The sequence below is a fragment of the Aliiroseovarius sp. S253 genome, assembly GCF_049800855.1.
GTDB lineage: Bacteria > Pseudomonadota > Alphaproteobacteria > Rhodobacterales > Rhodobacteraceae > Aliiroseovarius.
Genome location: NZ_JBNAFW010000001.1, coordinates 1,299,560 through 1,313,201, shown reverse-complemented (window position 1 = coordinate 1,313,201; position 13,642 = coordinate 1,299,560). Strand labels below are relative to the sequence as shown.

General features: G+C 56.2%; 10 protein-coding genes. 6 read left to right on the top strand and 4 right to left on the bottom strand.

Going from position 1 to position 13,642, the window contains the following annotated elements; translation table 11 throughout:
• Window positions 1-126 precede the first annotated feature (126 nt).
• Window positions 127-363 (top strand): RNA chaperone Hfq, encoded by a 237-nt coding sequence (gene hfq, locus ACP15F_RS06520; RefSeq protein WP_133488330.1) that lies wholly within the window; start codon window positions 127-129, stop codon window positions 361-363.
• 8 nt (window positions 364-371) lie between these two features.
• Complete coding sequence (hflX, locus tag ACP15F_RS06515) at window positions 372-1,670, top strand: GTPase HflX (protein WP_424940953.1); 1,299 nt, start codon at window positions 372-374, stop codon at window positions 1,668-1,670.
• An 83-nt stretch (window positions 1,671-1,753) separates the two neighbouring features.
• Here hflX and ACP15F_RS06510 read toward each other — a convergent pair whose 3' ends face one another.
• Window positions 1,754-2,557 carry a mechanosensitive ion channel family protein gene (locus ACP15F_RS06510; protein ID WP_424940008.1) on the bottom strand — a complete coding sequence of 268 codons (804 nt, stop codon included), beginning with the start codon at window positions 2,555-2,557 and terminating at the stop codon, window positions 1,754-1,756.
• Window positions 2,558-2,673: 116 nt separating this feature from the next.
• Entirely contained in the window at window positions 2,674-5,139 is a 2,466-nt protein-coding gene (locus tag ACP15F_RS06505; RefSeq protein WP_424940007.1) for a penicillin acylase family protein, read from the bottom strand.
• A 106-nt stretch (window positions 5,140-5,245) separates the two neighbouring features.
• Here ACP15F_RS06505 and ACP15F_RS06500 point away from each other — a divergent pair, with 106 nt between their 5' ends.
• Window positions 5,246-6,118 carry an NAD(P)-dependent oxidoreductase gene (locus ACP15F_RS06500; RefSeq protein WP_424940006.1) on the top strand — a complete coding sequence of 291 codons (873 nt, stop codon included), beginning with the start codon at window positions 5,246-5,248 and terminating at the stop codon, window positions 6,116-6,118.
• 55 nt (window positions 6,119-6,173) lie between these two features.
• Here ACP15F_RS06500 and ACP15F_RS06495 read toward each other — a convergent pair whose 3' ends face one another.
• A complete protein-coding gene (locus tag ACP15F_RS06495) occupies window positions 6,174-6,740 on the bottom strand; it encodes a YSC84-related protein (RefSeq protein WP_424940005.1) in 567 nt (188 codons plus the stop codon).
• 172 nt (window positions 6,741-6,912) lie between these two features.
• A complete protein-coding gene (gene hemB, locus ACP15F_RS06490) occupies window positions 6,913-7,929 on the bottom strand; it encodes a porphobilinogen synthase (protein WP_424940004.1) in 1,017 nt (338 codons plus the stop codon).
• A gap of 189 nt (window positions 7,930-8,118) precedes the next feature.
• On the opposite strand from hemB, the gene ACP15F_RS06485 reads away from it, so the two are divergent.
• From ACP15F_RS06485 to ACP15F_RS06475, 3 genes are all read left to right on the top strand, one after another.
• Window positions 8,119-8,643: a component of SufBCD complex gene (locus ACP15F_RS06485; protein WP_424940003.1), complete on the top strand. Its 525-nt coding sequence runs from the start codon at window positions 8,119-8,121 to the stop codon at window positions 8,641-8,643.
• 54 nt (window positions 8,644-8,697) lie between these two features.
• Window positions 8,698-12,153 carry a transcription-repair coupling factor gene (gene mfd / locus ACP15F_RS06480; RefSeq protein WP_424940002.1) on the top strand — a complete coding sequence of 1,152 codons (3,456 nt, stop codon included), beginning with the start codon at window positions 8,698-8,700 and terminating at the stop codon, window positions 12,151-12,153.
• Window positions 12,154-12,366: 213 nt separating this feature from the next.
• Entirely contained in the window at window positions 12,367-13,506 is a 1,140-nt protein-coding gene (locus tag ACP15F_RS06475; protein WP_424940001.1) for a Hint domain-containing protein, read from the top strand.
• Window positions 13,507-13,642: the final 136 nt, after the last annotated feature.

Sequence of the window (13,642 nt, the reverse complement as noted above, 5' to 3'; positions counted from 1 at the left end):
ACATGCCATACCCCGATTGAAGCCACGTAAATTGGGGGTGGAAACCGCCAAAAGAGCAAGCCATAGTGACAATCAGGTGAAATTCCTGCCGTTTTCCGGCAGCATAAACAAAAAAGGCAATAAAAAATGGCTGCCGATAAGCAAAACCTTCAAGATGCATTCCTGAATCACGTGCGCAAATCGAAAGTTCCGGTGACGATCTTTCTGATCAACGGCGTAAAACTTCAGGGTGTAATTTCTTGGTTCGACAATTTCTGCGTCCTTCTGCGCCGCGATGGCCAGTCGCAGCTGGTGTACAAGCATGCGATCTCGACGATCATGCCGGGCCAACCGATCAATCTTTATGACGGCGAAGAAAGCTGACAGACCTCATTGAACAAGAGGAGAAGGCCACCCGCGCTTGGGTCCTTCACCCGGAACTGACCTCAGACCCTAACCGCCGGACCGCAGGTCCCGCGTTGGAAGAAGCCGTTTCACTGGCGGCGGCCCTCCCTCATCTCGAGGTTGCAGGGGCTGAAATCGTGCGTCTGCGCGACCCACATCCCGGTAAGCTGTTTTCCAAGGGCAAGCTTGATGATCTAAGCCAGCGCCTGAAGGTGGCCGAGGTCGATCTTGTTCTGATCGACGGCCCGGTCAGCCCGGTGCAGCAGCGCAATCTGGAAAAGGAATGGAACGTCAAAATTCTGGACCGGACAGGTCTGATCCTCGAAATCTTCTCGGACCGCGCGCGCACCCGTGAAGGTGTGTTGCAGGTCGAGATGGCCGCGCTGTCCTATCAGCGCACCCGCCTTGTCCGCGCGTGGACTCACCTTGAACGCCAGCGTGGCGGGCTTGGCTTTGTCGGTGGTCCCGGTGAAACCCAGATCGAAGCTGACCGCCGCGCCATTGACGACCACATGAACCGTCTGCGCAAGCAGCTTGAAAAGGTCGTGAAAACCCGCGAGCTGCATCGCGCCGCACGCGCCAAGGTGCCGTTTCCGATTGTCGCGCTGGTGGGCTATACCAACGCCGGCAAGTCGACGCTGTTCAACCGGATGACTGGCGCGAAGGTGTTGGCGAAAGACATGCTCTTTGCGACGCTCGATCCCACCATGCGCCAGATCGAGCTGCCCGCCTTGGGCAAGACGCCGGGGCAGGGTGGTGGCCGCAAGGTGATCCTGTCTGACACGGTGGGCTTCATCTCGGACTTGCCGACGCAACTGGTCGCCGCTTTCCGTGCTACTCTGGAAGAGGTATTGGCCGCTGATCTGATCCTTCATGTGCGCGACATCAGCCACGAAGGCACGGATGAGCAGGCACAGGATGTCGCCACCATCATGGCCGAGCTGGGCGTGAATGAAGAGACACCGCAGCTTGAGGTCTGGAACAAGCTAGATCTTCTGGACGAAGAAGATGCCGACGCCCGCCGTCGCGAGGCTGCACGCCATGACGATATTCTGACCCTGTCCGCCATTACAGGTGAAGGGTTCGACGACCTGATTGAAGCCATCGACCGCGCGCTGGACGCGCCGCGTAAGACTGTCACCCTGGAACTAGCGTTCTCGGATGGTCGCAAACGCGCTTGGCTTTTTGATAAAGGGATCGTTGAAGCCGAAGAGCCGGGCGAAACCGGATGGCAGATCACCGTGACCTGGACCGATCGGCAAGCGGCGGAATACGCTGCCCTTTGACCCCTTAGAATGAGTGAAGACCACCCCAAGGGGTGGCCTTCTAGGCCGTGAGTGGCCACACATCGTCCAATTGTGGGGACGCACTAGATGGCGTTATGGACGACGATCTGCTGGAACGGGATCTCGATCCCGTCTTTCCGGAATTGCTCGTAAATGGCTTGGGGAAGGCTGTACTTTACGTCGAAATAATGCGCGCCTTCGGTGAACGGACGCACCAGAAGATCAACGGATGACGCATTCAGCGTCTCGACTTCGACAAACGGTGCAGGCTCGGTCAGCACATGCTCGTTCGCTTTCAGTACCTTCGCGATTGAGGCTTTCACCTTTTTGATGTCGCTGCCATAGGCCACTGAAGCGACCATATCGACACCGCGGATCGAATGATGTGAGTGATTGGTGATCTTGGCGCCCCAGATCTCGGAGTTGGGGATGATAATGTGCTGGTTGTCGAACGTGATCATGTCTGTAGTAAACAGCGTGATCGAATCCACTTTACCGAAAGTGCCTGCTGCCTCGACGAAGTCGCCAACTTTAAAAGGGCGGAACAGGATCAACATGATCCCCGCGGCGAGGCTGGACAGCGTGCCCTGAAGCGCCAGACCGACGGCAAGACCTGCCGCACCCAGAATGGCGATCAGCGAAGTGGTCTCGATGCCAAACCGATCCAGAACGATGAGACCGGCAAAGGCCAGAACAGCATAGCGAGCAATCGAACCAAGGAAATGGAACAGGGTTTCGTCCAGTGCCTCGTGGCTTTTACCAACCCCGATGACAAGCCGCTTCACCAGACTTGCAAGCCAATAGGCCGCGATGGCGATTACGACAACGTAAACCACATTCAATGCGTTGGCTTGTAGCCAGCCCATACCTTGCGAGACATTTTCCATGTCGGATTCCCTATCTGTCTGCATTTATCAGTTAGGGTGATCTAACGAGGGATCGAGATTTCGATTAAGGGGAAAAGCCCGCTGGAGTTAACCCCCTAGCTATCAAGGCAAGGGCTTTACGGGCGCGGGACAAGGCGTGTGACGCCGACAGCCGCAGCGCGTGCAAGCTCGGGATCCAGTGACATTGGCGTAAACTCGCCGCGTCGCCAAAGCTCGCCCAGATCGTCATAGTGACGCGACAAAGGGTGCCCCGATTGTCCAGTTGAGGTCACAAAGAGAGAGCTGTCAGGATCTGAGAAATCATAGATCCCACGATAGGCCGCACCATGGACATTCTGGAATGGGTTCTTGCCCGTGCCAGATGTAAGTCCTCGCAGCAATGTGTTGTCCCCACCCGAAGTTGATTGGCGGATATTTACGAACCATTTCAGGAAGGGCACATCGCCTAGAACCGCGTGTTTGTGGACGGCCTGATGGTAATCCCCCCAACGCAAGCTTTCTTGCTTGCCGCCCGCGTTCTCGGATAGCCACAAAAGCGCGTCATCTAGCGCGACGCGGGCGATGTCGGTGCAGGTTTCAGTCGCGGCGGATTGAATTACGTCACACCAGACCGATGCGCCATCGATGTCGCGATAGACGCGTTCAACAAAGACCGGATCGACATGTGTGAACGCCTCGGCAAGGGGGCCAAGTTCATCCCGGATCAGCCGGTTTTGCAGGGCGCGTATCCATGCGGAGTAGATCAGCGGCTCGGGCATGTGCTCGTTCATTTCGCCGTTCCAGTTGGCCAGCAGGGTCAACGCGTTTTGGCGATCTCGTTCAGGCGTGCCGGCAGGGGCAGCTTCACCGGTGAACCACAGATCCGCCCCAACAAGAGGCAAAAGCGTGCGGGCTGTGACAGAAACGCTATCCAGTTGTGCTTCCATAAAGCTGTCGCGGGTATGGACTTCGCGTGCTTGCATCAGACGCCGCCAACGCTGGATACGCTGACTGTCACCCCAGTTGAAGCTCATATGTGCGGGGAAGGGACGGTTGACGATTTTGTTGTTGGTATTGCCAAGGATCCCACCAGAGGGCTGCACGAACTCCGGGTTGGCACTGTAGCTCAGCGCAGCACCCCACATGTTGTCTTTGACCCAACCGGGGCTTGGAATGCGGCCCTGTGTTTGGTGGCGCGGATTGCGGCCGGGCATCTGGCCGATCACCTTCATGGCGATCGTGTCCATGTCGGCCATGGTCAAGGTCAGGCTGGGGGCAACATAGTCTGCGGCAGCGGCAATTCCTTCCATCACAGTCTTTGCACGCATCAAACCGATCCCGGCACTCATCGAGCGGTCTTTCTCGGTCAGAAGTGTCCAGGACAGGGACATGGCGTGGCCCACTGGCGTGATCAACCCAAGCCCATACATTTCTGAGGGCAGGATCGGGCCATTTGGTGTCCATTGCAGTGTCAGAGTGACCGGGGCTTCATCTTTGATCCGCAGGATAGTTCCGCGTGTGGTGATGGGTTTGAAACCGTCAGGTGTCAGCACCTCGTCCGAATTGTCAGGGTTGAGTTTTTCAAGATGCAAATCCTGATCATCCAGATACGAGGATGTGATACCAAAGCCAAAGCCATCGGTTCGTCCAGCCATGATCAGAGGCATGCCGGGTATAGAACCACCAATCACGCCACCCGAGCTTAGTTCAAGCCGTGCCAGATACCAGATCGATGGCGCTGAGAAACCCAGGTGCGGATCATTGGCCAGCAATGTGCCACCAGCAGCCGATCTGTTCGGCGCCGCAGCCCATCCGTTTGACGCCCCAGCAAACCCTCGTTTCGGACTTGGCCACAGGTCTGGACGGTCTTGCGTGTCATAGGTTGCAAAGCGTGGCGCGTCTTCGTCGAACAGAGCCGCATAATCCGGCAACGCAGCGACACCTGTTCCCGGCATGTCCGGCAAGATGTCACGCACGCGGTCTTCGGGTATGGCAAGCGATATTCGTGCGCGCAGAACCTCGTCTTCCAGTTGGCCTGCCAACTGAACACCCATCAATTTCAGGATCGCCAGACTGTCGACCGGTTGCCAGGGCGAGATCTCGTTTGAAAACAGGAAGAATTCTGGTGCACCACGGCCCAGAGCTTCAGTATTAACACGCGCCAAATACGCATTCACACCCGAGGCATAGGCCTCTAAAGCTGCTTTGGTGTCGTCGTCTTGATATTGAAGCGATCCACGAGCCAGAGCATATAAATCCAGACGCCGCATAAGCTCGTCCGTCTTCATGGTGCGTTTGCCGAACACCTCGGACAATCGTCCTTGTACGGTGCGGCGCATCATCATCATCTGCCACAGACGGTCCTGTGCATGGACATAGCCAAGGCCAAAGAACACATCGCTGTCATTCTCGCCCAGAATATGCGGGATATTGGCGTTGTTTCGCACAATCTCGACCGGGGCGGTGATGCCGGGCGTTTCGCGGGTCACGTCATAATCTGGCAAAGACTGTGAGGCCAAATAGTAGACCAGCGTCAGAACAGCGACGGCTAAGCCTACCAAAGCGGCGACGCCGCGGATCATCCACAGTATGAATTTGCCCATATTCAAACCTAATTTCTGTCCCATGCGTCGGAAACGCAGGTTGAACTTGCCTTCGTGAGCGGTAACTACTGTGAACTGAACGGGAATTCAACGAAAGGGTCTTGGTATGGCGAAATGTGCGTTTTTAGGCTTGGGCGTGATGGGGTATCCCATGGCTGGGCATCTTGTGGCACAAGGGCACGAGGTCACGGTTTACAACCGCACCACCGCCAAGGCCGAAGCTTGGGCCAAAGAGCACGGCGGGAAATGGGCCTCGACCCCGCGCGAAGCCGCTTTGGGTGCAGATTTTGTCATGGCCTGTGTGGGCAATGACGACGACCTACGCTCGGTTGTTTTGGGTGATCAAGGAGCATTAGCGGGTATGGCCGATGGTGCAATCTTTGTTGATCACACTACGGTTTCGGCTGCTGTCACTCGCGAGTTGTATGGCTCAGCACAGTCCGCGGGGGTTTCATTCGTGGATGCACCTGTGTCTGGTGGTCAGGCCGGGGCTGAAAATGGCGTTCTATCGATCATGTGTGGAGGCGATCTGCCCGCATATGAAGCTGCCGAACCCATCATGCAGGTATATGGTCGCACGGTGAAGCGTCTTGGCGAAAGCGGAGCTGGTCAGCTGACCAAAATGGTCAATCAGATCTGTATAGCCGGGCTGGTACAGGGTCTGTCAGAAGGGCTGCATTTTGCCGAGAAAGCGGGACTGGACATCCGCGAGGTTGTCGACGTGATCCAAGGCGGTGCCGCTGGCAGTTGGCAGATGGTGAATCGGCACGAAACCATGGCGGACGATCACTTTGAACATGGGTTCGCCGTGGATTGGATGCGTAAGGATCTGGGCATCTGCCTCAACACAGCCAATGAGAACGGCGCGAGCCTTCCGGTCACGGCGCTGATTGACCAGTTCTATAAGGACGTGCAGAAGCTCGGAGGCGGGCGTTGGGATACGTCCAGTCTGATCAAGCGGCTTCGCGCATTGGACTAAACGAAAAAGGGCGGCATTAAAGCCGCCCTTTGTTTCTTCGAACATGTTTGCAGGATCAGGGGATGATCCGGGTGTATTTCGCACCCTCGATCGACGCACCTGCGATCAGACCTGCCTGACCGAATACAACGGCCACAACTGGCGATGACGCGGTGATCGTATCTGCAGTCAGACGGTCGCCTTCGTTCTGGAACGCATATTTGATGTCCGCCGACGCAACCCAACCCGCGTCTGCGCGGAAATCCTGAAGGGCTTCGTCCGTCATGAAAAACAGCACATGCGCAAACTGCTGCGCGCCAATCTGAAGTCCGGCACTGGCTTGCGTCAGTGAATAGTAATCCACGGTTACGTCATTGATGCGCAGTGCGCCGCGACCGTAAGCGCCGCCTAGGCCAAAGCCTGCTTCTGTCACCAGTGGCATTACCAGCTGTCCGGTCGATTTTTCTGCTAGCTGACGCGAGCCGGGATAGCGATTGTACAGGTAGGACAGTGTGCTATCGACCCGCGCGTCGATCCGCGCGCCGCCGCTTGATCCGATGCTGTTATCACAAGCTGCGAGCGCCATGCCCGCACCGCCAACGCCGACAAGAAATCCGCGACGAGAGAGAGTTGAATTCTGCATGTGTTTGCCTTTGTGCCTCATGCTGGGTCGCCATACCGCCAAGGCACAGGATCGACCGGGTTGCTCGAACGCGGATCTTTGTCCGCTTTGGCACAAAATATAGCGGATCGCCGCTGGACTGTCACCCAGAAGTAAGGCGTCCTGCGAAAAATCGCCTGTCGCGAATGTGGGCTTAGCTTTCAGCCAGAAGGCGGGCCATGCGCGGCGCAAAATAGGTCAGGATGCCGTCGCAACCTGCGCGTTTGAATGCCATCAGGCTTTCGGCCATCACCTTGTCGCCATCCAGCCAACCGTTTTGCGCGGCGGCCATCAGCATCGCGTATTCGCCCGAGACTTGATAGGCGAAAGTCGGCACGCCAAAGCTGTCCTTCACGCGGCGGCAGATATCCAGATAGGGCATGCCGGGTTTAACCATGATCATATCCGCGCCCTCTTGCAGGTCACGCTCGACCAGGCGCATCGCCTCGTCACTGTTGGCCGGGTCCATCTGATAGGTCTTCTTGTCACCTTTCAGGGCGCCTGACGCCCCAACGGCATCACGGAACGGGCCATAGAAGGCGCTCGCATATTTGGCGGTATAGCTCATGATCGTCAGGTTGTGATATCCAGCAGCCTCGATCGCAGTGCGAATTGCCCCGATGCGTCCGTCCATCATGTCCGACGGGCCAAGGATGTCGGCTCCGGCTTCGGCCTGCGCCAGCGCCATCTTGACCAGAGCTTCGACCGTTTCGTCATTCACGATCTCGCCATCCCGGACGATCCCGTCATGTCCATTGGCATTGTAGGGGTCCAGCGCAATATCGGTCATTACGGCGATTTCGGGCACTTCGGCCTTGATCGCGCGGATGGCGCGGTTTGACAGGTTGTTGGGGTTCCATGCCTCTTCGCAGGTTTCGGTCTTCAGGGCCGGATCGGTGTAAGGAAACAGGCAAATGGCCGGAATGCCCAGAGCGGCGGCCTCTTTCGCGGCTTTCACTACCAAATCCACAGACTTGCGGGTGACGCCGGGCATCGAGGGGATCTCTTGCTCTACATTCTCGCCTTCGACCACAAAAACTGGCCAGATTAGATCCGCCGCCGTCAGCGTATTCTCCCGTACCAGATCGCGCAAAGCTCCGGACGACCGCGTGCGGCGTAGGCGCGTTGCAGGGAAGGGGGCGACCGTACTGGGCTGAGGAATGCGGCTCACGTGGCTCTCCTTGGCTAAACACGCCCTTAACCTGTTTGGCTGGGCGTTCTTTTCTTCTGAAACTAACTGCCACGAGATAAGCAAGTTCACAAGTCTGCTAATCTTGGAAAATCCTTCTATTCCCGCTGGAACACGGTCAAGCCCGACGCTAGGGTGATCCAAGTCACGACCAAGGATGAAGGACCGGTTTTGGACATTTACACCACCGTTTTCGAGATTATCGACATGCGGTCCTTTTCCAACCTTTGGTATTGGATAGGGCTTGCCGTTGCGTGGTCGACTGCAAGCCACTGGGTGATGGGCGTTCCATACGATTTGGTGCATCGGGCGGCGCGCCAAGAAGGGCAGGCTCAAGAAGATCTCGAGGCCATCGTGCGCGTCAACTGCAATCGGATGCTGTCGATATCCGAGCGGTCGGGCATCGCGCTGATGGTAGTGGCCTCGGCCATTTTGTCCTCTCTAATCACTTTAGGCTTCTGGTACGGGGTCGAATTCGCACAGGCCATACTTTTGCTAATGCTCCCAATGGTCTTTGTGGCCTTCCTGTCGGTCCGCACCGCGGCGGCTATCCATCGTGAGGGCTTGACCGGCAAACCCTTGCGGGATCGGCTGGGGCGTCATCGACTTACCATACAAGTGATCGGCATGTTCTCGATCTTCGTGACCGCAACCTGGGGCATGTTCCACAATCTCAGCTATGGCGTGCTGAGGTAATCCAGACCGATCCCGGGCCTTGCGCGGCCTCAACTGCACGGATACATCCGCCGCATGGACAAGCTTATTCTTTCTGGTGCCCCCGAGGGCTTTGACGCGACCCTTCTAGCGAAGGAGCTTGACCGGTCTGGCGGACCAGTTGTCCACGTTGCTCGGGACGAAAAGCGGTTGGCGGCAATGCAAGCGGCGCTTGGCTTTTTTGCACCAGACGTGGCTTGCGTCACGTTTCCGGGGTGGGATTGTTTGCCGTTTGATCGGGTGTCGCCGAATGCGGATGTGTCGGCTGCGCGAATGGCGACATTGGCAGGATTGGCCACCGGGCAGATTTCTGGACGCTTTGTCCTTCTGACCACGCTGAACGCGGTCACGCAACGTTTGCCCGCCCGCGCCACATTAGCTGAAGCAAGCTTCGTGGCCAGCGTTGATAACCTGCTGGATGTGGATGAACTTCGGGCATTTCTGGTCCGTATGGGCTTTGCGCAATCTCCAACAGTTATGGAGCCCGGAGATTTCGCCGTACGTGGCGGGATCATCGATATTTTCCCTCCGGGCGAAAGCGGTCCGGTGCGTCTGGACCTGTTTGGTGATGTGCTAGATGGCGTGCGTCGGTTTGATCCGGTGACACAGCGCACGACAGATAGCCTGAAGGGGATTGAACTGGCCCCGGTTTCCGAGGTCATTCTGGACGAGAAAGCCATAACGCGGTTCCGTCAGAACTATCGCATCGAGTTCGGGGCTGCCGGATCCGACGATCCACTTTATGAAGCAGTTTCTGCTGGACGGAAGCATCAGGGGATCGAGCACTGGTTACCGTTCTTCCATGAAGAGCTGGAAACGCTGTTTGACTATCTTCCGGAAGCATCCGTAATGCTGGATGACGGGCTGGATCCCGCGCGGCTTGCCCGCTGGGAGGCGATCACCGACCAATACGAGACTCGCAAGATCGCGATGAACGCAAAGAACCGGATGGACAGCGTATACAAACCCTGTCCCCCTGATCTTCTGTATCTTGACGATCCTGCTTGGGCGACTGCTTTAGATGGGCGGCGTGTTGTACAACTGACTGCTTTACCGCAGCCGACAGGCGCCGGTGTTGTTGATGGTGGTGGACGTATTGGGCGAAACTTTTCGCCTGAACGACAGCAGGAGAATGTGAACCTTTTCAAGTCTCTCGCAGATCATATTGAAGCTAAGAGTGAAGAATCAATCGTCGTCGCCTCATATTCCGAAGGCGCACGAGAGCGACTTCAAGGTTTGCTTGCTGATGAGGGTGTGATCACAAGTCACGTGATCACAAATTTTCGAGACGTGCCAGACAAGCCCGGTGGCGTGTATCTGGCAGTCTGGGCGCTGGAACACGGGTTCGAAGGGCCGGGGCTGACCGTGATCTCGGAACAGGACGTATTGGGCGACCGCTTAATCCGCGCGCCGAAACGCAAACGCCGTGCCGAAAACTTTCTGACCGAGGCGCAAAGCCTGTCCCCAGGAGATCTGATCGTTCACGTAGACCATGGGGTCGGCAAGTATAACGGGTTGGAAACCGTGACAGCTATGGGCGCACCGCACGAGTGCCTTGCGCTGGAGTACGCGGGCGGAGATCGCTTGTTCGTACCCGTCGAAAACATCGAGCTTTTGTCCAAATTCGGGCAGGATACCGGGCTTCTGGACAAGCTGGGCGGTGGCGCGTGGCAAGCCAAGAAGGCCAAGCTGAAAGAGCGCATCCGCGAGATAGCAGACAAGCTGATCCGGCTGGCAGCTGAACGAGAGCTACGTAAAGCGCCATTGCTGGAAGCCCCGCATCATGCGTGGGAGGAGTTCTCGGCCCGTTTTCCGTATCAAGAAACAGACGATCAGCTGTCGGCAATTGAAGACGTCATCGAAGATCTTTCCTCGGGTCGACCGATGGATCGACTGATCTGTGGTGACGTGGGCTTCGGTAAGACCGAAGTCGCGATGCGCGCGGCGTTCGTGGCAGCCATGTCGGGACAGCAGGTCGCAGTAATCGCACCGACCACGCTGCTGGCGCGGCAGCACTATAAAAGCTTCTCGGAGCGGTTCCGCGGATTCCCAATCAATGTCGGGCAGTTATCGCGTTTCGTAGGGCAAGCCGAGGCCAAACGCACCCGTGAGGGTATGTCGCGCGGCACGATGGACATTGTTGTTGGTACGCATGCGCTTTTGGCCAAGGATGTGCGGTTTGAAAATATCGGACTTCTTATTGTCGATGAAGAACAACGCTTTGGTGTAAACCATAAAGAACGCCTGAAGGAACTGCGCTCGGACGTACATGTGCTGACCCTGTCAGCGACACCCATTCCGCGCACATTGCAGATGTCTTTGTCTGGAGTGCGGGACCTGTCGATCATTGGAACTCCTCCGGTGGACCGCCTGTCGATCCGCACCTATGTGTCTGAATTCGATGGGGTTACGATCCGCGAGGCTTTGCTGCGTGAACACTATCGCGGGGGACAGAGTTTTTACGTGGTGCCGCGCATCAAGGATCTGCCGGAAATCGAGGCCTTCCTTAAAGATCACGTGCCGGAAGTCAGTTTCGTCGTCGCACATGGCCAAATGGCTGCAGGCGAGCTGGATGACCGCATGAACGCCTTCTATGACGGGAAATACGACGTTCTTCTGGCCACAACGATCGTCGAAAGCGGTATCGACATTCCCACGGCAAACACGATGGTTGTGCACCGCGCGGATATGTTTGGGTTGGCGCAACTCTATCAGATTAGGGGCCGGGTAGGGCGGTCGAAAACCCGCGCCTATGCCTATCTGACGACGAAACCGCGCGTTCCTTTGACACAAACCGCGCAAAAGCGCCTGCGTGTGCTTGGGTCTCTGGATACTCTGGGCGCCGGATTCACGTTGGCCTCGCAAGATTTGGACATTCGTGGCGCAGGCAATCTGGTCGGCGAAGAACAATCTGGTCAAATGCGCGAAGTGGGATACGAGCTTTACCAGCAGATGTTGGAAGAAGCGATCGCCAAGATTAAATCTGGTCAGCTGGAAGGACTGTCCGAAGCAGATACCGGCTGGGCGCCACAAATCAATCTGGGCGTTCCTGTATTGATCCCTGATACTTACGTGCCTGATCTTGATGTACGCCTTGGGCTGTATCGTCGCCTCTCGTCGCTGTCTAAGAAGGTCGAGCTTGAAGGTTTCGCTGCCGAACTGATCGACCGTTTTGGCCCGCTTCCGAAAGAGGTGAACACCCTGATGTTGATCGTTCGCATCAAGGGCATGTGCAAACGCGCAGGGATCTCGAAGCTTGATGGCGGTCCAAAAGGGGCGACGATCCAGTTCCACAATGACAAGTTTGCATCGCCGGAAGGCTTGATCGAGTTTATTCAAGCCCAGAACGGTTTGGCCAAAGTGCGCGACAACAAGATCGTGGTACGTCGTGATTGGCGAAAGACGTCGGATAAAATTCGCGGCGCTTTCGCTATCGCACAGGACTTGGCGATGAAGGTGAAAGAGGCAAGGGCGCGCAATAAGCAGTCGTAGAGTCTGGCCTGCGGGTTCGGGTGCTTTGCTTTTTAGGTCGAAACTTCTGATTTGCAACGCAATTGAGCGCATCGCTTGCGAGGGCATTGTGGCGTCACGCAGGGTGGAGTTGCGAGCATATCTCTACCGCATAGGTAATCCTATAGATTTGTGTTATAGTGGTGCCAACGTAAGCTAAGGTCAGGAAATAACTGTCTTTTAGGGTGTGTAGGTTTGGCTAATTATAGCTACATTGGTTACGATCCTGGGTCGCTGGTGTTTTCCGGCGGCAATATTTCGCTTTCCGGATCATACGATCATACAGTCGATCGACGCGTGTTTGACGTGACCGATGATGCCGGAGGGAATGTTCGAGGGGGACGCCCAGACAACGGTGTCATCTTTGATGGTGATCGCTATCAAGACGAGAACGGAGACGATTTCGATCAGACAGGGGTCGTCACCAGTCTTGACGGGTCGACTACCTATGCTTCTGGCGACATATATCTTGAGGAAAACTATACCCTGAGCAAACCGGGCGGCGGCTCGATTGAGGTTTATCGCGTCGAGGTGAACGGAGTTCTGGTTGGCTATATCACCTCAGAGCCCTTAGAATCTGGTGTAACCTACACGTACTCAACCTCGAACGTCACTCCGTTCAATGCGCCTAATACCACCGATCCAAATGCTCTGACAGACGTGCCCTGTTTTGTACGCGGCACTTTGATTGACACTGCAGATGGGCAAGTGGCGGTCGAAAACTTGCAGGTGGGCGATTATGTCAAAACCGTCGAGAACGGCTTGCAGCGTATCAATTGGATTGGGACGTCACACTTCTCGGCCGAGCAGATTAAAGCGTCGCCCAAGTTGTACCCGATCAGAATTCGCCAGCATGCACTGGGGCAGGGGCTTCCGACCCGAGATCTGTTGGTGTCCCGCCAACACCGCATGATGGTGACATCGAAGATCGTGCAGCGCATTTTCAATACAGATTGCGTGCTGGTTGGGGCGTGCAAGCTTGTGGATATTCCGGGCATTGATGTTGATCGCACCATCAACGAGGTCGAGTATCATCATATTCTTCTTGAGGGCCATGATGTGATCTTTGCCGAAGGTGCGCCAACTGAAAGCTTCTTTACGGGCAAGCAAGCGTTGGAAGCGATTGGGCCCGACGCGCGACAAGCGCTTGCTAAAGCGCTTATCAAGCTGGCAGAAAATGGATGTGAAATTACGCCAGCTTTGCCAATGCCCCCCGGAAAGCTTCAAAAGCGCCTGATTGAGCGGCATGCAAAAAACGAACAGCCTCTGCTTCAGTTGTACCAGGCACCGGCGAACACCACTGAAACGACAAATCCCGACAGGGCTTTGGCCTGAGATTTTATTGTCTCCTTGCGCTTTGATGCCTGCCTCAAACGGGCGCCAATGCTGACCTCGGGTGCCGGAAAAGCGAACGCATTCCACTTTAAACGTAACGCGAGCCGGGGTGACTATTTTTGAGATAATCTGTGCT